A 19,451-nucleotide genomic window follows, 5' to 3' on the forward strand; every position below is an offset into this window, starting at 1 on the left:
CGAGTCACTGGCTGACCGCCTTCCGCACCAGCACCGACGCCTCGCCCGGGTCCAGGCGGCCGTCCGCGACGATGGTGACGACGCGCCGTACGACCGTGTCGCCGGGCGGTATCGGCAGCCGTTCGGCCGAGGCCAACGACGCGCCCACGCCCGGGTATTCGGCGGTGCGGACGAACCACGGGTCCTGGCGGGAGCGGTCCGTGGCGCCGGCGAAGACCAGCGTCCAGCCGGTACCGGCGAGCGCGAGCCAGTCGGCGCGGGTGCCGTGGATCTCCAGTTCGCCCTCGCGGTCCGCGGTGAAGACCTGCGGCGTCTCCGCCTCCTTGCGGGCCCGCCAGAAGAAGCCGCCGTACGCGGCTCCGGGGCGGCCGTTGGTGGCGGGGCTGCCCATGGAAAGCGGGGTCGGGGTCACGTTGGTGAGGGAGAACGTGAAGTCCAACGCCCATGCCGTGTCGGTGAGTTCGGTGGCCGCGACCGTACGGCGCTCGCGCAGCAGCTCGGCGCCGGAGGCCATCCAGCGCAGTTCCTCCACGAAGCCGTCGGGGTCGCGGAGTTGGAAGGTGGAGTGGCGTTGGGCGCCGTGGTTGTCCAGTTCCGTGGGGCCCTGGTCGTGTACGTACGTTCGGCCGCCCCAGAAGTTGTGCCCCTCGACGTCGGGAACGGCGACACCGACGCCGAGGTGGTGGGTGTGGTCGACGGGGCTGAGTTCGGTGACCGCCGTGCCGGCCAGGGTGGTGACGGGGTGCAGATACGGGCGCGGGGAGAGCCGCTCGGGCAGCTCGGGCCTGGTGACGTACCGGGCGACCGGGCGGCCCGCGACGCGCAGCACCGGGGTGTCGTGGGTGATCATCAGGTGCTCACCTCTTTCGGTGGGGCCCAGGAGGCGCCCAGCTCGGAGTAGAGGGCGAGGGTGTCGGCCGCCGCCGTGACCAGTGCGTCGATGCCGGGGACGACCCGGCGGTTCTCGGCGGTCAGCAAGTGCCAGGCATCGGTGGGGAGTCGGTCCGGGTCGGGAGCCTCGCGGATCGCCTCGACGACCTTCATGAACGCGCCTGTCGCGTCCGGTTCGACCAACAGCTCGTCGCCGTCGGTGAGATGGGCGACCAGGTTCTCCAGCAGGTCCGTGCTGCCGTACTCGAACTCCTCGGGGCCGTGGCCCGCTCGCTGGAGCAGGGCGCGGTCCTGCTTGTACCAGTAGGTGATCCGGCCCTCGCTGCCGTGCACCAGCACGTAGGGCTCGCCGGGGTGTTCGGCACACAGGGTCACCGCGACGGTGACCGGGCGGCCCTGCACGGTGGTGACGCGGACGCAGGAGGTGTCGTCGGACTCGATGTCGTTGGCGCGCACGAGTTCCGTCTCGATACAGGTCACGTCCTCGGCGCGGGTCGTGCCGTTGAGGGCGAGGGCAGTGGCCACGGCATGCGCGAGGGGGTTGGTGAGGGCGCCGTCGATCACGTCGACGCCGTTCAGGCGCCGCTTGCCCGCCCAGGGGGCGCGTCGGTAGTACGCCTCGTCGCGGGCCCAGGCACCGGCGCCGCCGACGCCGGTCAGCGTGCCGATCGTGCCCTTGGCGATCAGCTCGCGGATCGCGGGCACGGCGTGCGAGCCGAGCGACTGGAACCCGATCTGGCAGGCCACCCCGGCCGCTGCGACCCCGTCGGCCATCCGGCGGAACTCGGCGTACGAGGGCGCGGGCGGCTTCTCCAGCAGCAGGTGCACGCCTCGCTTCGCGGCGGCCAGGGCGAGGTCCGTGTGGGTCGGGATCGGGGTGCAGACCACGGCGACCTGGGCGCCGGTGGAGTCGAGGAGGGCGCCGAAGTCCGGTGACTGCGCGGGGAGTTCGCCGCCGAACTCCTCCTCGGTCAGCGGGGTCAGCTCGCAGATGCCGACGAGGCGTACGAGGCCCTTGTCCTGGAGCCGGCGGATGTTCTCGACGTGCCAGCGGCCGTGGCCCCGGGCGCCGGCGAGGACGACGGAGACGGGCGGGGCGAGGGGCGCGGTGACTGCCGTAGCCGCGGGTGTGGTGACGGTCGTAGGACCGGTGTTGGTGGTCATGGGATTCTCCCTGCGTCGACGATCTTCGCCAGCAGGGTAAGCGGTTGCCTCATCCCTTCACCGCCCCCGCGCTGAAGCCGGTGATCAGCCACTTCTGAATGAAGGCGAACACGATCACCACCGGTATCGCCGCGACGATGCCGCCCGCGGCGAGTGCGCCGAGGTCGACGCTGTCCGCGCTCATCAGGGTGTTGAGGCCGACCGGGATCGTCTGCTTGCTCTGGTCGGAGAGGAACATCAGGGCGAAGAGGAAGTGGTTCCAGGCGTGCACGAAGGCGAAGGAGCCGACGGCGATCAGCCCGGGCCGCAGCAGCGGGAGGACGACGATGCGGAACGCGGCGAAGCGGTTGCAGCCGTCGACCCAGGCGGCCTCTTCCAGGGACTGCGGGACGTTCCGGATGAAGCCGCTGATCAGGATCATCGACAGTGGCAACTGGAAGACGGTCTCCGCGAGGATGACGCTGCCGAGCGAGTTGATCATCTGGAGCTTGGCGAAGATCTGGAAGAGCGGGACCAACAGCAGGGCGCCCGGCACGAATTGGGAGCAGAGCAGGGCCAGCATGAACGCGCGCTTGACCTTGAACTCGAAGCGGGCGAGCGCGTAGCCGCCGGCCAGCGCGACCACGGTGGTGAGGATCAGGGTCGCGACGCCGACGTAGACGCTGTTCTGGAAGTAGACGCCGAAGCTGCGTTCGGTCCACACCTTCTGGAAGTGGTCGAGGGTCATCGGCCAGGGCACCAGGGAGGTCGAGCCGGCCGGGCGGAACGCGAAGAGCAGGATCCAGTAGAAGGGGATCAGGGTGAAGACGAGGTAGATGCCCAGAGGGAGGTAGATCTGCCAGCGCGGGACCTCGTCCCAGGCGCGGCGGACCTTGCGGGGCTGCTGCGGTGCGGCGGACTCCCGCTCGCGGGCCGGAGCGATCTCGGTGATCACTTGTCGCCGCCTCCGAACTTGCTCAGGCGCAGATAGATGATCGAGAAGAAGAGCAGGATCACGAAGGCGACCGTGGTGAGGGCCGAGGCGTAGCCGAAGTTGTGCGCTTCGACGCTGGTGTTGGCGACGTAGAGCGGGAGCGTGGTCGTCTCGCCGGCCGGACCGCCGCCGGTCAGGGTGTAGAGGAGGTCGACGTTGTTGAACTCCCACACCGCGCGCAGCAGGGTGGAGAGGACGATCGCGTCCTTGAGGTGCGGCAGGGTGATGTTCCGGAACTGCTGGAAGCGGCTGGCTCCGTCGACCTCGGCGGCCTCGTAGAGGTCCTTCGAGACGGACTGGAGGTCGGCGAGGATGAGGATCGCGAAGAAGGGGACGCCTCGCCAGAGATCCGCAACGACCGCTGCGGAGAAGACCGTTGAGGGGTCGGAGAGCCAACTCGTGCCGTACTGGCCGATTCCCATATCGGCGAGGTAACGGGTCACGCCCGTCTGGGAGTTGTAGAGCAGCACCCAGATCGCGGAGGTCAGGACGCCCGACACGGCCCACGGGGAGAACACCAGCGCGCGGCCGATGGACCGGCCCACGAAGGTCTGGTTGACGATCAGGGCGAGGGCCAGTCCGAAGAGCAGTTGGAGGCCCACCTCCACGACGACCCACTTGGCGCTGAAGGTCAACGTGTCCCAGAACTGGGGGTCGCTGGTGAAAGCGTGGGTGAAGTTGTCGAGGCCCGCGAAGCCGTTGCGCCATGGCTTGGTGGGGTTGTAGTTCTGCAGGCTGTAGTAGAAGACGCTGATGACCGGGTAGGCGATGAAGCCCAGCATGAGCAGGGCCGCCGGGGCGATCAGCAGGTACGGGAGCCTGCGCGGGGTCGCGGAGGCACGGCGCCGCCGGGGTGGCGCGGGCGGTTTCGCCACGGCTGCGGCTTGGGCCATGACTGTTCTCCGTTCAGTACAGGAAGCGCTTGCTTGACAGGCATGGGAAGGAGCTCAACCGGCATACGGGTCAGGCACCTTGCCCGGCCGGGCCAGGAACTCGAAGTCGCAGCCGGTGTCCGCCTGGGTGATCTGGTCGTTGTAGAGCGCGCCGTAGCCGCGCTCGTACCGTGCGGGCGGCGGTGTCCACTCCGCCCTGCGTCGCCCCAACTCCTCGTCGTCCACGTTGAGTTGGAGGGTGCGTGCCTCGACGTCCAGGGTGATGGTGTCCCCGGTCCGCACGAGCGCCAGTGGTCCGCCGACGTACGACTCGGGCGCGATGTGCAGCACGCATGTGCCGTAACTCGTCCCGCTCATCCGGGCGTCGGAGATCCGGACCATGTCCCGGACGCCCTGCTTGAGGAGGTGGTCGGGGAGCGGGAGCATGCCGTACTCGGGCATGCCGGGGCCACCCTTGGGACCCGCGTTGCGCAGCACCAGCACGCTGTCGGCGGTGATGCCCAACTCCGGGTCGTTGATGGTGCGTTGCATGGTCCGGTAGTCGTCGAAGACGACCGCGGGGCCGGTGTGCTTGAGCAGGTGCGGTTCGGCGGCGATGTGCTTGATGACCGCACCGTCCGGGCAGAGGTTGCCGCGCAGGACGGCGACCCCGCCCTCGTGCGCGACCGGGTTGTCGCGCGGGCGGATCACGTCGTCGTTGTGCACCTGCGCGTCGGCGAGCTGTTCGCGCAGGGTGTCGTAGGAGACCGTCGGTCGGTCCAGGTGGAGCAGGTCGGTGATCCGGGAGAGGAAGCCGGGGAGGCCGCCGGCGAAGTGGAAGTCCTCCATGAGGTAGGTCTGGCCACCGGGCCGTATGTTCGCGAGGACCGGGACCGTGCGGGCGATGCGGTCGAAGTCGTCGAGCGTGAGGTGGACGCCCGCGCGACCGGCCATGGCGATGAGGTGGATCACGGCGTTGGTCGAACCACCGAGGCCGAGGACGGTGGTGACCGCGTCCTCGAAGGCGTCTTGGGTGAGAATCGACGAGAGAACACGCCCCTTGTGGACTTGTTCAACGATCCTCATGCCGGATTGCGCGGCCATCCGATCGTGCCCCGAGTCCACGGCCGGGATGCTCGACGCGCCCGGCACGGTCACGCCCAGCGCCTCCGCCGCGGCCGTCAGCGTGGACGCCGTCCCCATGGTCATGCAGTGCCCGGGCGAGCGCGCGAGGCCGCTCTCCAGCTCGGTCATCTCGCACTCGCCGATGAGGCCGGCGCGCTTGTCGTCCCAGTACTTCCACATGTCGGTGCCGGAGCCGAGGATCTCGTTGCGCCAGTGGCCCGGGAGCATCGGCCCAGCGGGCACGAAGACGGTGGGCAGGTCGACGCTGGCGGCGCCCATGAGCAGCGCGGGGGTCGACTTGTCGCAGCCGCCCATCAGTACGGCGCCGTCGACCGGGTACGACCGCAGCAGTTCCTCGGTCTCCATCGCGAGGAGGTTGCGGTAGAGCATCGGGGTCGGCTTCTGGAAGGTCTCGCTGAGTGTGGAGACGGGGAATTCGAGCGGGAAGCCGCCCGCCTGCCACACACCCCGTTTGACCGCCTGGGCGCGCTCACGGAGGTGCACATGACAGGGATTGATGTCCGACCAGGTGTTGAGGATCGCGATGACGGGCTTGCCGAGGTGTTCCTCGGGGAGGTAGCCGAGCTGGCGGGTGCGGGCCCGGTGACTGAAGGAGCGCAGCCCGTCGGTGCCGTACCACTGGTGGCTTCTGAGCTCGTCCGGTGACTTCATACGGACCATCCGGCGGCTATCGCGGCGACCTCGGCACGCTCGCCCTCGGGCAGGGGCCTGCTGGGCGGGCGGACCTCGCGGCGGCAGAGCCCGAGGGACGCAAGCGCTTCCTTGACGATGGTGACGTTGTTCGCGGAGCCGTTTGCGGCCCTTAGTTCCTCAAAACGGCGGATCTGCTCCCACACCTTCATCGCCCCGGGATAGTCCCCCGATCGAAGCGCTTCGATCATGTTCAGCGAGACGGACGGGGCGACGTTCACAAGCCCTGAGGTGAAGCCGGTGGCGCCCGCCGAGAAGTAGGAGGGCGCGTACGGTTCGGCCAGCCCGGCCACCCACACGAAGCGTTCGAGCCCCGCGTCCCGGGCGAAGGCGGCGAAGCGGGCCGCGTCCGGGACGGCGTACTTGACGCCGATCACGTTCGGGCAGTCGTCGGCGAGTTCGGCGAGGCGGGCGCCGAGGAGTTGGGCGTTGCGGATGTACGGGACGACGCCCAGGTCGGGCACGGCCTCGGCGATGGCGCGGTGGTAGTCGACCCAGCCGTCCTGTGAGACGTACGGGTGGACGGGCTGGTGGACCATCACCATCTGGGCGCCCAACTCGCGGGCGTGCAGGGCGGATTGGACGGCGGTGGGTACGTCGTGTCCGACGCCGACGAGGATCGCGGCGCGTTCGCCCACCTCGTCGACGGTCAACTCCGTGACCAGTTGCCGCTCTTGGGGAGTCAGGGCGTAGAACTCGCCGGTGTTCCCATTGGGCGTGACGATCCTGACCCCGCCGTCGAGCAGTCGGCGCAGCAGGGCCCGGTGGGTGTCCTGGTCGACGCCGCCGTCCTCGGCGAACGGGGTCACCGGGATCGCCACGACGTCGGCCAGGGCGGCGCGTTGGGCCTCGAACCTCGCCGTCATTCCCGACCGTCCTCTCCGTGGGTGTCCCGTCCGGGGGTGTCCAGACCGGGGGTGTCCCGACCGGGGGTGTCCTGCCCGCGGGTCTCCAACTCCGTGCCGGGGAAGGCCCGTTGCACGAACGACGCGATGTGGGTGTGCAGTGCGGTCGCCGCACCGTCCGCGTCGCCGTCGAGGGCGAGTCGCAGGATCTCGCGGTGTTCGCCGGCCTCCCGTTCCCAGGAGGGCGAGGCGGCCCAGGCGACGGCGGAGACGAGGGCGGCCTGGTCGCGGACCTCGTCGAGCATCCGGCCGAGCAGCGGGTTGCCGCACGGCAGGTACAGCGCGCGGTGGAACTCCCGGTTGGCGAGGGAGCGTTCGGCGGTGTCGGTGGCCTCGTCGGCGCGGGTCAGCGCGTCGCGTGCGGCGTCGAGGGAGGCCTGGCGTCGTACGGCACGGCGGAGCGCCTCGGGTTCGAGGAGCAGCCGTACGTCGTACACCTCGCGCGCCATGTCCGCGTCCACCATGCGCACCGTGACGCCCTTGTACTGGTTCATCACGACGAGCCCGGTACCGGCCAGGGTCTTGAGCGCCTCGCGCACCGGGGTCTTGGACACCCCGAACTGTGCGGCGAGGTCGGTCTCGACCAGTGGCTGACCCGGCGTCAACTGCCCGGTGAGGATGCGGCGTTTGATCTCCTCCTGCACGTACTGCGTGCGGGACGGGATCGGCGTGGGCACAGAGGTCATGCGCGCCTCTCGGATGTCACGTGGTTGCGGTCGCGTATCTGATCTCGCGTATCGCGTCTCATATATGACGTACGAAGTACGACGCGTTGAAGGTAGGAGCGGCCCTGTGTTTCGTCAATGCTTCTGACAAAGGAACCAGAAAGCGCTTCACATGGTCTTGGTGACGCCTTCCAGCGCGGCGGAGGTCCGGCCGGGGAAGATCGCGGCGGCGCGTTCCAGGGCCGCTTCGCGGGTGAGGGTGGGTCCCACGTGGGTGATGAGGAGTTCGCGCGCGCCCTTGGCGCAGGCGGCGGCGTCCTCGGGCGTGAGGTGGACCTGGCGTTCGCCTTCGCGATGCCGGTCGATGTCGGCCTCGCACAGGAACACGTCGGCGCCGCCCGCGAGTTCGGTCAGTGCCTCGCAGGGTCCGCTGTCCCCGGAGTACCCCAGGACACTCCCCTGGCACTCGGCGCGCAGCCCGTACGCCTCGGTGTCGTGGGCGACGGCGCGTGCGGTGAGCCGGAGGTTCCAGTGCCGGACGGTGTGGCCGTCGTAGAGCGATCGGAAGTCGAAGACGCCGTTCAGGAAGCGGACGTCCGGCTGTCCGAAGAAGCCGGCGAGTCGGCGGGCGCAGTCCTGCGGGGCGTAGAGCGGGATCGGGGAGGTCGGGGTCATCCCGCCGAAGGCGAACGCGTAGGCGGCGGCGAGGAGATCGGCGCTGTGGTCGGCGTGCAGATGCGAGATCCAGATCGCGGTGAGCCGCGCCGGATCGGTGTGCCGCTGCAACTCGGCGAACGTCCCGGTGCCCGCGTCCAGCCACACCTCGGCGCCGCCGCCGCGCAGCAGGTACCCGGAGCAGGGGCGGCCGGGGCGCGGATGCGGGGAGGCGGTGCCGAGGATGGTCAGACTGAGAGGCATGGTGGGGAAGAGTACGGTTCCGGAGCCCGCGGCACTCACATTTCAGGGCGTTCCGTGGTGCTCGGCCTCAGGACGGTCTACGGACACCCACCAGAGGAAGCTGCGGTCAGTACCCTGGCGCGGTGATGACCAACGCTCTTTTGTCGAGGGCGATGAGCGGCACCGTCGACCCTCCTCTGCTCCCGCTGCCGGATCGTGTCGTCGAGCTTCTGTCGGAGCTGGGCAGCCCGCCGCGGCTGGCGGCTCATCTGCGAGCCGTCCATGACGTCGCGCATCAACTGGTCGGCTGGGTGGAGCAGCGCTACCCGGTCGTGGTCTTCGACCGCGAGGCGGTGCTCTTCGGGGCGGCGACGCACGACGTGGGGAAGACGGTGCACGTCTCCGAGCTGTCCGGACCCGGGGCGGCGCACGAGGAGGCGGGACGGACTCTCCTGCTCGGCCACGGCGTCAGCCCGGAGCTGGCCCGCTTCGCCGCTACGCACGCATCGTGGGCGCGGTCACGTGTTGGCCTGGAGGACCTCCTGGTGAGCCTCGCCGACAAGATCTGGAAGAACAAGCGTGTTCCCGAGCTGGAGGATCTCGTCGTGGCCCGGCTGACCGAGGCGACGGGCAGGGCGGTGTGGGAGGAGTTCATCGCGCTCGACGAGGTCCTCGCCCGCATCGGCGACATGGCCGACGAACGCCTGGCGTTCCAGGCGTCCTTCCCGATCCACGCCTGAGGGCTCGTCGGACGCTCCTACGGCTTCCACCCCGGATCCCGCCCACTCAACCCCACCGCCCGCTCCAGCAGCGGCGCGTCCGCCGGTACCGGTACCACCGGGCCGAAGATGCCCCCGCCCCCGGTCGGGTCCTCGGCCGCCGCCAGCAGAAAGGTGTACGACGCCTGCAGTGCGGCCGGGTCGGGCTCGTACGGCTGGCCGGTGGCGTTGGCCAAGTCCCAGCCGTGGATGACCAGTTCGTCGGCGACGACGGCCGCGGCGACCGCGCCGGGGAGGTCGATGCCACCCGCGCGGGTCATGCCGGTCCAGGCGGCCGGGTCGCGCCAGGCCTCGGCGAGTCCGTCGAGAACCTTCGGGAAGTCCTCGCGCCAGCCGGGGCCGATGTCGGAGGCACCGGTGTCCGGTGCGGTGTCCGTCATGACGCCCAGGTCCTTGCGCGCGGCGTCGCGGAAGGCGACGGACAGGCCGAGCAGGTGTCCCAGCATGTTGCGTACGGCGGTGCCGGGGCACGGGGTCACGTCCCTGAGTTGCTCGTCGGTGACGCCCTCCACGAGGCGGCCCACCACTCGGGCCTGCGGGCCGAGGTCGAAGATGCTGTCGGTCATGGGCTTCCCTTCCGGGGTTCGGTCTCCACTCGTGAGGTAGACCGGCGGCGGCCCCGAAACTCATCGCGCGCCCGTGCCACGCCCCCGCAGCCGCGCTTTTCTACGGCACCTGCCCGATGCCGTCGCCCCTGCCTTAGACCCACGATGACCAGGCATGACGACAAACTGGACGGTCACACGCATCCTGCGGGACCGCAACGCGGGGCTGTATTTCGTGGGCCTGGTGGTGTCCGCCTTCGGGACGTCCGCGCTGGGCCTGGCGGCCGGCGTGTGGGTGAAGGACCTCACCGGCTCGAACGGTCTCGCCGCGCTGTGCATGTTCGCGGTCTGGGCGCCGACCCTGTTCGGCCCGGCCCTCGGCACGATCGCCGACCGCGTCCGCCGCAAACCCCTGCTGATCCGGACGAACCTCGGCCTGGCCGCCCTCCTCCTCACCCTCTTCGGCGTCCACTCCCGCGCCGACCTGTGGCTCCTCTTCACCGTCCTGTTCGTCTACGGCACCACCGTCGTCGTCCAGGACCCCGCCGAGTCGGCCCTGGTCGCCACCATCGTCGACCGGGACCTCCTCGGCGACTTCAACGGGCTGCGGATGACGGCCGTGGAGGGCATGAAACTGGTCGCGCCGCTGACGGGCGCGGGCCTGTACGCGGCGTTCGGCGGGCCTACGGTGGCCGTTCTGGACGCGGTCACGTTCGCGCTGGCGGCGGGCCTGTGGCTGCTCATCCGCGCGCAGGAGGAACGGCCGCAGCGCCCCGCCGGCACCTGGCGGGCTCAAACCGCCGAGGGCGTCCGCGAGTTGTGGAGGCATCCCCTCCTACGCCCGCTGGTCCTGGCGGGCGGGGCCACGATGTTCCTCGCCTCCCTGAGCAGCACCACGACCTACGCGATCGTCGACGCCCTCGGGCACACCCCGGCCTACTCCGGCGTGCTGTACGTGGCCCAGGGCGCCGGCTCGGTGGCGGTCGGTCTCGTCTCCGGACCTGCTCTACGACGGCTCGGCGAGCGGCGGTTCGGGGCGGCCGGGATCGCGCTCACGGCGGTGGCGGTGGCTGCGCGGGCGGTGCCGTCCGACCCGGTCGTCCTGGCCTGCAGCGCGGCGATCGGTCTGGGGTTGCCGTGCGTGCTGATCGCCGCGTTCACCGCCGTACAGCGGGAGTTGCCGGGACCGGTCCTCGGGCGGGCGACCGCCACCGCCAACACCCTGATCTTCACTCCGAACGTGATCGGGCTGGGGGCGGGGGCGGCGCTGGTCGAACTGGTCGGCCATCGGCTGCTGTTGGTCCTGTACGGCCTCGCGCTGCTTACGACGAGTGCTTCTCTCGCGCTGGTCGCGAAGGGCGTGTCCCCGCCTCAGAGCCCGGCCAACGCCTCCCGTACCTCCGCCAAGTCCCCCTCCGACGCCAACCCCGCGTGATAGAGCCGCAGTTCGGTCGCCCCGAGGCCTTGGGCCCGTGCCGCGTCCGCCGCCAGCGCACCCGGCCGTCCTCCCATCCCGGAGACCACCGTGAAGTTGGCGGCCAACACGGCCCCGTCCACGCCCTGTTCGGCGAACGGCGTCAACAGGCCCGCGCCGCCCGTGCAGGGGACGACCACGCCGTCGGCCACGGACAGGATGTGCCCGGGGTCCACGCCCGCGTTGGCGCCGCAGTGGTACGACTCCGGGTCCGCGTGCAGCAGCACCTGGAAGTCGGCGGGTGCGGCCGCCCGGACCGCGGCGACCGCCGTCTCCTGGAGCGTGCGGGCCCGCTCGTCGCGCCACGCGCGCGTGGCCGTCGCGTTCGTCTCGCCGAGGAGTTTCTCGACCCCCGCCCAGCCGCCGTCGGAGGGCGCCCCCTGCCACACCGGTTCCAGCGCGGCGCGTACGACCTCCGCCAACTCCTCGGCGTCGAGGCCCTGTTCGCCGTAGCCCTCCCGGCAGGTCGGGCAGAAGCACAGGGCCATCAGGTACTGGCCGGCGTCCCCGAGGCCGATGCCGGCGGTCTTGTCGTGGGCGTGCAGGTGGGTGAGGCCGTACCAGCCGAGGGACTCCAGTTCGGTGCCGCGCGCACCGGGGCGTACGGCCGCCTCGGCGGCGAGGTCGACGAGGTACGCGCGCGTGGCGGGCTGAGCGATGCAGGGTGCCCAGGGGTAGCGGTCACCGTAGGCGTTGACCACCGACGTGTCCGGATGGTCCGCGCCCAGACGGGAGTTGTGGGCGAGCACGACCCAGGTGTGCACCTCCAGGCCCGCGTCCGCGAGGGCGGCGGACGCCTCACCGTAGGCATCACCGGGAGCCCAGTCGCCGGCCGCGTACGGCCTCAACTCCCGCCCCTCCCAACGGGTGTCCGTGGGGTACAGGACCGCCGCGTGCTCGGCGGTGACGATGCGGTGGCGCGGGTGGCGGGGGGTCAACGCGCGTGTGGAGTGGTACGCGGAGGCGAGAGTCGCCTGCTGGACGCCGAGTTCGGTGATCCTGGCGCCTGCCGCCGGGTCGCCGTTGACGTCCCAGGGATAGACGAAAGCCGATGCCTTCACGCGCCCTCCTCGATCCGCGAATCCATCTGTGACTCGATCAACGTGTAGCCGCGCTCGATGAGTTGGGCGAGCTGCTTGACGTGGTCCTCGGTCGGTTCGGTCAGCGGCGGGCGGACCTCGCCTACGTCCAACCCTCGCATCCGCACACCCGCCTTGACGAGCGAGACGGCGTAACCACGGCCCTGGGCGCGCAGTTCGACGAACGGCAGGTAGAAACCGTCCAGGAGACGGTTGGCCGTGATGTCGTCGCCGGTCGCGAGCGCTCGGTGGAAGGCGAGCGCGATCTCGGGGACGAAGCAGAACACGGCGGACGAGTAGAGGGTGATGCCGATGCCCCGGTAGGCGAGTTGGGTCTGTTCGGCGGTCGGCAGTCCGTTGAAGTACAGGAAGTCTCCCGGGACTTCGGTGCGGACGGTGCTCACGATCCGCTGCATCAGATCGAGGTCGCCGAGGCCGTCCTTGAAGCCGATGATGCCCTCGGTGCGCGCGAGTTCGACCACCGTGGCCGGGGTGAACACCGCGTTGTCGCGCTGGTAGACGATGACGGGCAGCGCGGTCGCCGCGGCCACCTCGCGGTAGTGCCGCAGCAGCCCCTCCTGCCCGGCGACCACGAGGTACGGCGGCATGGCCAGCAGCCCGTCCGCGCCGGCGGCCTCCGCGAGCCGTGCGTACCGTACGGCGAGCGCCGTGCCGTAGCCCGCGCCCGCGACCACCGGCACCCGGCCCTCGGTCGCCTCCACGGCGGCCCGCACACACGCCTCGAACTCCTCGGGCAGCAGCGCGTGGAACTCCCCGGTGCCGCAGCACGCGAAGACCGCGGCGGCTCCGGCCGCTACGCCCCGGCGGACATGCTCGCGGTAGACGTCGGGATCGACGGAGCCGTCGGGGCCGTACGGAGTGACGGGGAAGAACAGCGGCCCGCTGGGAATACTGAGCCGGTCGGCGAGAGGGGCTGGCGTCACGGGCTCTCCCTTGAACAAGCGCGTACGTTCTTCTGATCAATGTCCACATCTCTGAACAACCTCACCCTAAGGAGCCGCCTCTGGGTGGGTCAAGCGCGCGAATGAGCAACAGGGGAGCGGATTCCCCAGGTCCGCGCCACACTTGACGGGCACGGCGACCGATCCCTAGCTTGTCCATGCATGTGAATATCATTCACGGATGAGGCCGACCACTCAAGGAGACCGAGGATGCCCGCTCCCCGCACCGTTCTGCTCACCGGCGCCGCAGGCGGGCTCGGCACCCTGATGCGGGACCTGCTCCCCGCGTACGGCTACGAGTTGCGGCTGCTCGACCTCCGCCCCATCGAGGGCGAGCCGGACGCGATCACCGCCGACCTCTCCGACCGGGCGGCGCTCCGCGAGGCCGTGCGGGGCGTCGACGCGATCATCCATCTCGCGGGCATCTCCCTGGAAGCGTCCTTCGACAAGATCCTGAAGTCGAACATCGAGGGCACGTACAACCTCTACGAGGCCGCCCGCGAGGAGGGCGTCGCCCGCATCGTCTTCGCCTCCTCCAACCATGCGGTGGGCTACACCCCGAGGCCGCAGAACAGCGACCCGCTCATCCCGATCGACACCCCGCACCGCCCCGACACCTTCTACGGCCTGTCGAAGTCCTTCGGTGAGGACCTGGCGCAGCTCTACTGGGACAAGCACGGCCTGGAGACCGTCTCCGTGCGCATCGGCTCCTGCTTCGCGGAGCCCAGCAGCGTGCGCATGCTGTCGATCTGGATGAGCCCCGGCGACGGTGCCCGCCTCTTCCACGCGGCCCTGACCGCCGAGGACGTACAGCACACCGTCGTCTACGGCTCCTCCGCCAACACCCGCCTGTGGTGGGACCTTTCGACCGCGCGGGCGCTCGGTTACGAGCCGCGGGACGACTCCGAGCCGTACGCCGAGAAGATCGTCGCCGAGCAGGGCGAGCTCCGGCCGGGAGTCGAGGCGCACGCCTATCTCGGTGGCCACTTCGTGAACGACCCGCCGATCTGGCCGTACTGACACGGGCCGTACATCCGGTCGTACTGACGGGAAAAGGGTCTCCGGAGACGCGGGCGGGCACCGAACGGGCCCGCCCGCAGGCATGTTCGGGCACGGACGCTGCCCGATCTCACGCCCGGGCGGACAGCCGCGCAGGTCCGCGACGGGCACACCGCGCGGTAAACGGTCACACACGGGCAGCATCGGGCGTGCAACAGGCCTGGTCAGTGCCGCGCACCCGCTGTAGAACTTCCCCCAAGGGCCGCACCGGGCCCGAACGGGCAGTACTCCAGTGAGCGGGAAGGTGGTGTCGGCCATGAGCGCGAGTTCGGCGGAGGAGCGTCAGCGGGAGATCGTGCGGGCCGCGCGCCGCACCGGCTCGGTCGACGTCACCGCGCTCGCCGCGGAGCTGGGCGTGGCCAAGGAGACCGTACGGCGCGATCTGCGCGCCCTGGAGGACCACGGGCTGGTTCGCAGGACCCATGGCGGCGCCTACCCCGTGGAGAGCGCCGGTTTCGAGACGACGCTCGCCTTCCGCGCCACCAGCCATGTCCCGGAGAAGCGCCGGATCGCGATCGCCGCGGCCGAGCTGCTCGGGGACGCCGAGACCGTCTTCGTCGACGAGGGCTTCACCCCACAGCTCATCGCCGAGGCGCTGCCCAGGGACCGACCCCTGACCGTGGTCACCGCGTCCCTGCCCGTGGCGGGCGTGCTCGCCGAGTCGGAGAACACCTCGGTGCTGCTGCTCGGCGGCCGGGTCCGGCACGGCACGCTGGCCACCGTGGACCACTGGACGACGAAGATGCTCGCCGGCTTCGTCCTCGACCTCGCCTTCATCGGCGCCAACGGCATCTCCCGCGAACACGGCCTGACCACACCCGACCCCGCCGTCAGCGAGGTCAAGGCCCAGGCCATCCGCGCCGCCCGGCGCACCGTGTTCGCGGGCGTGCACACCAAGTTCGGGGCGGTCAGTTTCTGCCGGTTCGCCGAGATCGGCGCCCTGGAGACGATCGTCACGAGCACGCTGCTCCCGTCGGCCGAAGCCCACCGCTACTCGTTGCTGGGGCCACAGGTCATACGCGTCTAGGGCGCCACGAGCATCGGGCGCGTCCAGTAAGCCGTTTGAAAAACCAACTGAGTCACTACGTAGGGCGCAGCCATGCCCGGCGACGCCTTTGTCACCCCAAAAGTCCATCCAGAAGTCCAACTCCCCTTACTGCAGGAGCGATCCATGCGAACCCAGAGCCGACGACGGCCGCCGCGAGCCACGCTCGCCCTGGCCGCCGTAGGGACGCTGCTCGCCCCGCTGCTCTCCGGCTGCTGGGTCGGAGCGGGCGGCGCCGGATCAGGCGGCAACTCGATCAACGTCCTGATGGTCAACAACCCCCAGATGACCGAACTCCAGAAACTGGCCCCGCACTTCACGAAGGAGACCGGCATCAAGGTCAACTTCACGGTGCTGCCCGAGAACGACGTCCGCGACAAGATCAGCCAGGACTTCGCCAACCAGGCCGGCCAGTACGACGTGGCGACCCTCTCCAACTACGAGATCCCGATCTACGCCCGCAACGGCTGGCTGCACGAGATGAACTCGTACGTCGCGAAGGACCCGGCCTACGACGAGCAGGACATCCTCAAGCCGATGCGGGAGTCCCTGACCGCCGACGACGGCAAGCTCTACGGGCAGCCGTTCTACGGCGAGTCGTCCTTCCTGATGTACCGCAAGGACGTGCTCGCCGAGAAGAACCTCACGATGCCCGCGCACCCGACCTGGACCCAGGTGGCCGACATCGCCGCCAAGGTCGACGGCGCCAAGCCGGGCATGAAGGGCATCTGCCTGCGCGGGCTGCCCGGTTGGGGCGAGCTGATGGCGCCGCTGACCACCGTCGTGAACACCTTCGGCGGCACCTGGTTCGACAAGAACTGGAAGGCGCAGCTCGACTCCCCCGGCTTCGAACAGGCGACGAAGTTCTATGTCGACCTCGTCCGCAAGCACGGCGAGTCCGGCGCGGCCCAGTCCGGCTTCGCCGAGTGCCTCAACAACATCACGCAGAGCAAGGTCGCCATGTGGTACGACGCCACCTCGGCGGCCGGATCGCTGGAGGCCAAGGGCTCCCCGGTGAAGGGCAAGATCGGCTACGTCCCCGCCCCGGTCGAGAAGACCGATTCCTCCGGCTGGCTCTACACGTGGGCCTGGGGCATCCAGAAGGCGTCCCACAACTCCGACAAGGCCTGGAAGTTCGTGTCCTGGGCGTCCGGCAAGCAGTACGAGCAGCTGGTCGGCGAGACGGACGGCTGGGCCAACGTGCCGGCCGGGAAGCGCGCCTCGACGTACACGAACCCCGAGTACGTGAAAGAGGCCGCCGCCTTCCAGGAGCAGACGAAGGAAGCCATCGAGGGCGCCAAACCCAATGACCCGGGCGTGCAGCCGCGGCCCGCGCCCGGCATCCAGTTCGTCGACATCCCCGAGTTCACCGACCTCGGTACGAAGGTCTCCCAGGAGATCAGTTCGGCCATCGCCGGACGGCAGTCCGTCGACTCGGCCCTGAAGAAGTCCCAGAAACTCGCCGAGAAGATCTCCAAGGAGTACGAGGGACGATGACCGCCACGACAACGGCCCCGCTGGCCACCAGTCCGACCCGTACCGCGCGACAGCCATCGGACAAGCTGCGCGCCTGGGCCACCCGCGCCCCCCTGCTCCCCGCCCTGATCTTCATGATCGTCGTGACCCAACTCCCCTTCGTGGCCACGCTGGTGATCTCCTTCTTCGACTGGAACGCGCTCTACCCGAAGGCCCGGCACTTCACCGGTTTCGACAACTACCAGCAGGTCCTGACCGACGCCGACCTGCGCCACTCGGTGTGGACGACCGTCCTGCTCACCGTGGCGGTGGTGGTGGCCAGCCTGGTCTTCGGCCTGCTGCTCGCGCTGCTCCTGGACCGGAAGTTCAAGGGCCGGGGCTTTGTCCGCACGCTGCTGATCGCCCCGTTCCTGGTGGTGCCGGTGGCCGCGGCCCTGCTCTGGAAGCATGTGCTCTACAACCCTGAATACGGCCTGTTCAATGGGCTGTTGCACTATGTGGGCGGCCCACAGCCGGACTGGATCTCCAACACCCCGCTGCTCGCGGTCGAGGCCTCCCTGGTGTGGCAGTGGACGCCGTTCATGATGCTGATCCTGCTGGCCGGCCTCCAGAGCCGCGACCATCAGCAGATCGAGGCCGCGAAGGTGGACGGCGCGAGCGACTGGCAGGTCTTCCGCTATCTGACCCTGCCGCACCTGCGCCGCTATCTTGAACTCGGCGCCCTGCTGGGCTCGATCTACATCGTCCAGAACTTCGACGCGGTCTTCACCATCACGTCCGGCGGCCTGGGCACCGCCAACCTGCCCTACACCGTCTACCAGAGCTTCTACCAGGCGCACGAGAACGGCCTCGCCTCGGCGGCCGGTGTCCTGGTCGTCATCGGCTCGATCATCATCGCGACCTTCGCCCTGCGCGTCGTGTCGTCCCTGTTCCGTGAGGAGGCGTCCCGCGCATGAGCAGCATCGCCGTACGCGTGCGTGACCGCCGTAAAGGAGCGGGCCTCGGCCTGGTGGCCTGGCTTCTCGGCATCGTGTTCTTCCTGCCCATCGCCTGGATGGCGCTGACGTCCTTCCACTCGGAGACGGACGCGGCGACCAATCCGCCGTCCTTCGGGGCCGCCCTCACCCTGAGCGGCTACCGGGAGTTCTTCGGCACGGGCGGCGGCGCGAGCCCCTGGCCCGCGCTGACCAACTCGCTGGTCGCGTCGGTGGCTTCGACGCTCTTCGTGCTGGTGCTGGCGTTCCCGGCGGCCTACGCGCTGTCGATCCGCCCGGTGAAGAAGTGGACCGACGTCCTGTTCTTCTTCCTGTCCACGAAGATGCTCCCGGTGGTGGCGGGCCTGCTGCCGATCTACCTGTTCGCGAAGAACGCCGGGATGCTGGACAACATCTGGCTCCTGGTCATCCTCTACACCTCGATGAACCTGCCGATCGCGGTGTGGATGATGCAGTCGTTCCTCGCCGAGGTCCCGGTCGCCGTCATCGAGGCGGCGCAGATCGACGGCGCGCGGCTGCCGACCATCCTCGCGCGCGTGGTGGCCCCGATCGCCCTCCCCGGTATCGCGGCGACCTCCCTGATCTGCTTCATCTTCAGCTGGAACGAGCTGCTGTTCGCCCGGGTCCTCACGGGTGTGGTCGCCGAGACCGCCCCCGTCTTCCTGACCGGCTTCATCACCAGCCAGGGCCTGTTCCTGGCGAAGGTGTGCGCCGCGTCGCTCGTCGTCTCCCTGCCGGTGCTCGCCGCGGGGTTCGCCGCCCAGGACAAGCTGGTCCAGGGCCTCTCCTTGGGAGCCGTGAAATGAAGGCCGCCGTCATCGAGTCCGTGGGCCGCGCCGTCGTCACCGAGGTCCCCGACCCGACGCCGGGCCCCCGCGAGGTCGTCGTCGAGGTCGCTGCCTGCGGGCTGTGCGGCACCGATCTGCACATCCTCCAGGGCGAGTTCGCGCCCAAGCTGCCGATCGTGCCGGGCCACGAGTTCGCCGGCGAGATCGTCGCGGTCGGCACCCAGGTCACCGAGGTCTCGGTCGGCGACCAGGTGGCCGTGGACCCATCCCTCTACTGCTACGAGTGCCGGCAGTGCCGCAACGGCCACAACAACCTCTGCGAACGCTGGGCCGCGATCGGCGTCACCACGGCGGGCGGCGCGGCCCAGTACGCACTCGCCCCGGTGGCGAACTGCGTGAAGCTCCCCGAACACGTCCGCACCCAGGACGCGGCCCTCGTCGAGCCACTGTCGTGCGCGGTGCGCGGCTACGACGTCCTCAAGTCCCGCCTCGGCGCGCACGTCCTGATCTACGGCTCCGGGACCATGGGCCTGATGATGCTGGAGCTGGCGAAGCGCACCGGTGCGGCGAGCGTCGACATCGTGGACCTGAACCCGGCCCGCCTGGAGACGGCCCGCACGCTCGGTGTCTCCGGCTCCGCGGCGAACGCGGACGAGCTGGACAAGCCGCAGGGCTGGGACCTCGTGGTCGACGCGACCGGCAACGCGGCGGCGATCCAGGACGGCCTGGGCCGGGTGGCGAAGGCGGGCACGTTCCTCCAGTTCGGGGTGGCCGACTACGCGACCCGGGTGTCGATCGACCCGTACCGCATCTACAACCAGGAGATCACCATCACCGGCTCCATGGCGGTGCTGCACAGCTTCGAACGGGCGGCGGAGCTGTTCGCGAACGGGGTCCTCGACCCGGAGATCTTCATCAGCGACCGGATCGAGCTGGAGCGGTATCCGCAGGCGCTGGAGCAGTTCGCGGCGGGGGTGGGCCGGAAGATCGTGGTGATTCCCTAGTCCGCAGGAGGGTCAGGGGCGGTTTCGAGCCGGTGGTTCCAA

19 protein-coding genes are annotated in these 19,451 nt (G+C 69.8%); 8 read left to right on the forward strand and 11 right to left on the reverse strand.

Annotation, left to right across the window (positions count from 1 at the left end; translation table 11 throughout):
• Positions 1-4: 4 nt before the first annotated feature.
• From OG588_RS11335 to OG588_RS11370, 8 genes are all read right to left on the reverse strand, one after another.
• Complete coding sequence (locus OG588_RS11335) at positions 5-850, reverse strand: PmoA family protein (protein WP_405947166.1); 846 nt, start codon at positions 848-850, stop codon at positions 5-7.
• The gene (locus tag OG588_RS11340) at positions 850-2,055 is read right to left on the reverse strand and encodes a Gfo/Idh/MocA family protein (protein ID WP_405947167.1); all 1,206 of its coding nucleotides are present in this window, start codon (positions 2,053-2,055) and stop codon (positions 850-852) included. Before OG588_RS11340 ends, OG588_RS11335 begins: the two co-directional genes overlap by 1 nt.
• Before the next feature lie 49 nt (positions 2,056-2,104).
• Positions 2,105-2,989 carry a carbohydrate ABC transporter permease gene (locus OG588_RS11345; protein ID WP_317770403.1) on the reverse strand — a complete coding sequence of 295 codons (885 nt, stop codon included), beginning with the start codon at positions 2,987-2,989 and terminating at the stop codon, positions 2,105-2,107.
• On the reverse strand, positions 2,986-3,921 hold the full coding sequence (locus OG588_RS11350; RefSeq protein WP_365309116.1) for a sugar ABC transporter permease: 936 nt from the start codon (positions 3,919-3,921) through the stop codon (positions 2,986-2,988). Before OG588_RS11350 ends, OG588_RS11345 begins: the two co-directional genes overlap by 4 nt.
• 54 nt (positions 3,922-3,975) lie before the next feature.
• Positions 3,976-5,706, reverse strand: a complete 1,731-nt coding sequence (araD, locus tag OG588_RS11355; protein ID WP_405947168.1) for an L-arabinonate dehydratase — start codon at positions 5,704-5,706, stop codon at positions 3,976-3,978.
• Complete coding sequence (locus tag OG588_RS11360) at positions 5,694-6,602, reverse strand: dihydrodipicolinate synthase family protein (protein ID WP_366091765.1); 909 nt, start codon at positions 6,600-6,602, stop codon at positions 5,694-5,696. Before OG588_RS11360 ends, araD begins: the two co-directional genes overlap by 13 nt.
• Positions 6,599-7,327 carry a GntR family transcriptional regulator gene (locus OG588_RS11365; protein WP_405947169.1) on the reverse strand — a complete coding sequence of 243 codons (729 nt, stop codon included), beginning with the start codon at positions 7,325-7,327 and terminating at the stop codon, positions 6,599-6,601. Before OG588_RS11365 ends, OG588_RS11360 begins: the two co-directional genes overlap by 4 nt.
• 147 nt (positions 7,328-7,474) lie before the next feature.
• The gene (locus OG588_RS11370) at positions 7,475-8,224 is read right to left on the reverse strand and encodes an MBL fold metallo-hydrolase (protein WP_405947170.1); all 750 of its coding nucleotides are present in this window, start codon (positions 8,222-8,224) and stop codon (positions 7,475-7,477) included.
• A 125-nt stretch (positions 8,225-8,349) separates the two neighbouring features.
• Between OG588_RS11370 and OG588_RS11375 the strand changes: the two genes are divergently transcribed.
• Complete coding sequence (locus tag OG588_RS11375; protein ID WP_405947171.1) at positions 8,350-8,943, forward strand: HD domain-containing protein; 594 nt, start codon at positions 8,350-8,352, stop codon at positions 8,941-8,943.
• Positions 8,944-8,960: 17 nt separating this feature from the next.
• Here the strand turns inward: OG588_RS11375 and OG588_RS11380 are convergent, their stop codons facing one another.
• Complete coding sequence (locus tag OG588_RS11380; RefSeq protein WP_405947172.1) at positions 8,961-9,548, reverse strand: TIGR03086 family metal-binding protein; 588 nt, start codon at positions 9,546-9,548, stop codon at positions 8,961-8,963.
• A gap of 154 nt (positions 9,549-9,702) precedes the next feature.
• Between OG588_RS11380 and OG588_RS11385 the strand changes: the two genes are divergently transcribed.
• Complete coding sequence (locus OG588_RS11385; RefSeq protein ID WP_405947173.1) at positions 9,703-10,962, forward strand: MFS transporter; 1,260 nt, start codon at positions 9,703-9,705, stop codon at positions 10,960-10,962.
• Here OG588_RS11385 and OG588_RS11390 read toward each other — a convergent pair.
• Positions 10,899-12,062 (reverse strand): hypothetical protein, encoded by a 1,164-nt coding sequence (locus OG588_RS11390; protein WP_405947174.1) that lies wholly within the window; start codon positions 12,060-12,062, stop codon positions 10,899-10,901. The two genes, OG588_RS11385 and OG588_RS11390, sit on opposite strands and share 64 nt — an antisense overlap.
• Positions 12,059-13,024: a 5-dehydro-4-deoxyglucarate dehydratase gene (locus OG588_RS11395; RefSeq protein WP_405947175.1), complete on the reverse strand. Its 966-nt coding sequence runs from the start codon at positions 13,022-13,024 to the stop codon at positions 12,059-12,061. The genes OG588_RS11390 and OG588_RS11395 overlap by 4 nt, the downstream gene beginning before the upstream one ends.
• A gap of 228 nt (positions 13,025-13,252) precedes the next feature.
• Between OG588_RS11395 and OG588_RS11400 the strand changes: the two genes are divergently transcribed.
• The 6 genes from OG588_RS11400 (at position 13,253) to OG588_RS11425 (ending at position 19,409) form a co-directional block, all read left to right on the forward strand.
• The gene (locus OG588_RS11400) at positions 13,253-14,062 is read left to right on the forward strand and encodes an NAD-dependent epimerase/dehydratase family protein (RefSeq protein WP_405947176.1); all 810 of its coding nucleotides are present in this window, start codon (positions 13,253-13,255) and stop codon (positions 14,060-14,062) included.
• A 295-nt stretch (positions 14,063-14,357) separates the two neighbouring features.
• Positions 14,358-15,128 carry a DeoR/GlpR family DNA-binding transcription regulator gene (locus OG588_RS11405; protein ID WP_360078482.1) on the forward strand — a complete coding sequence of 257 codons (771 nt, stop codon included), beginning with the start codon at positions 14,358-14,360 and terminating at the stop codon, positions 15,126-15,128.
• A gap of 144 nt (positions 15,129-15,272) precedes the next feature.
• Positions 15,273-16,643 (forward strand): ABC transporter substrate-binding protein, encoded by a 1,371-nt coding sequence (locus OG588_RS11410; protein WP_405947177.1) that lies wholly within the window; start codon positions 15,273-15,275, stop codon positions 16,641-16,643.
• Entirely contained in the window at positions 16,640-17,578 is a 939-nt protein-coding gene (locus OG588_RS11415) for a carbohydrate ABC transporter permease (RefSeq protein WP_405947178.1), read from the forward strand. The genes OG588_RS11410 and OG588_RS11415 overlap by 4 nt, the downstream gene beginning before the upstream one ends.
• Positions 17,575-18,423, forward strand: coding sequence for a carbohydrate ABC transporter permease (locus OG588_RS11420; RefSeq protein ID WP_405947179.1), 849 nt, complete (start codon positions 17,575-17,577; stop codon positions 18,421-18,423). Before OG588_RS11415 ends, OG588_RS11420 begins: the two co-directional genes overlap by 4 nt.
• Entirely contained in the window at positions 18,420-19,409 is a 990-nt protein-coding gene (locus OG588_RS11425) for a zinc-dependent alcohol dehydrogenase family protein (protein ID WP_405947180.1), read from the forward strand. The genes OG588_RS11420 and OG588_RS11425 overlap by 4 nt, the downstream gene beginning before the upstream one ends.
• The last annotated feature ends 42 nt before the right edge of the window (positions 19,410-19,451 follow it).

This window comes from Streptomyces prunicolor (genome assembly GCF_045162825.1).
GTDB lineage: Bacteria > Actinomycetota > Actinomycetes > Streptomycetales > Streptomycetaceae > Streptomyces > Streptomyces prunicolor.

Bases quoted from the DNA above. Each gene is read 5' to 3' on its own strand.
- OG588_RS11335 (WP_405947166.1), bottom strand. From the start codon at position 850: ATGATCACCCACGACACCCCGGTGCTGCGCGTCGCGGGCCGCCCGGTC.
- OG588_RS11340 (WP_405947167.1), bottom strand. From the start codon at position 2,055: ATGACCACCAACACCGGTCCTACGACCGTCACCACACCCGCGGCTACG.
- OG588_RS11350 (WP_365309116.1), bottom strand. From the start codon at position 3,921: ATGGCCCAAGCCGCAGCCGTGGCGAAACCGCCCGCGCCACCCCGGCGG.
- araD (WP_405947168.1), bottom strand. From the start codon at position 5,706: ATGGTCCGTATGAAGTCACCGGACGAGCTCAGAAGCCACCAGTGGTAC.
- OG588_RS11360 (WP_366091765.1), bottom strand. From the start codon at position 6,602: ATGACGGCGAGGTTCGAGGCCCAACGCGCCGCCCTGGCCGACGTCGTG.
- OG588_RS11365 (WP_405947169.1), bottom strand. From the start codon at position 7,327: ATGACCTCTGTGCCCACGCCGATCCCGTCCCGCACGCAGTACGTGCAG.
- OG588_RS11370 (WP_405947170.1), bottom strand. From the start codon at position 8,224: ATGCCTCTCAGTCTGACCATCCTCGGCACCGCCTCCCCGCATCCGCGC.
- OG588_RS11375 (WP_405947171.1), top strand. From the start codon at position 8,350: ATGACCAACGCTCTTTTGTCGAGGGCGATGAGCGGCACCGTCGACCCT.
- OG588_RS11380 (WP_405947172.1), bottom strand. From the start codon at position 9,548: ATGACCGACAGCATCTTCGACCTCGGCCCGCAGGCCCGAGTGGTGGGC.
- OG588_RS11385 (WP_405947173.1), top strand. From the start codon at position 9,703: ATGACGACAAACTGGACGGTCACACGCATCCTGCGGGACCGCAACGCG.
- OG588_RS11400 (WP_405947176.1), top strand. From the start codon at position 13,253: ATGCCCGCTCCCCGCACCGTTCTGCTCACCGGCGCCGCAGGCGGGCTC.
- OG588_RS11405 (WP_360078482.1), top strand. From the start codon at position 14,358: ATGAGCGCGAGTTCGGCGGAGGAGCGTCAGCGGGAGATCGTGCGGGCC.
- OG588_RS11410 (WP_405947177.1), top strand. From the start codon at position 15,273: ATGCGAACCCAGAGCCGACGACGGCCGCCGCGAGCCACGCTCGCCCTG.
- OG588_RS11415 (WP_405947178.1), top strand. From the start codon at position 16,640: ATGACCGCCACGACAACGGCCCCGCTGGCCACCAGTCCGACCCGTACC.
- OG588_RS11420 (WP_405947179.1), top strand. From the start codon at position 17,575: ATGAGCAGCATCGCCGTACGCGTGCGTGACCGCCGTAAAGGAGCGGGC.
- OG588_RS11425 (WP_405947180.1), top strand. From the start codon at position 18,420: ATGAAGGCCGCCGTCATCGAGTCCGTGGGCCGCGCCGTCGTCACCGAG.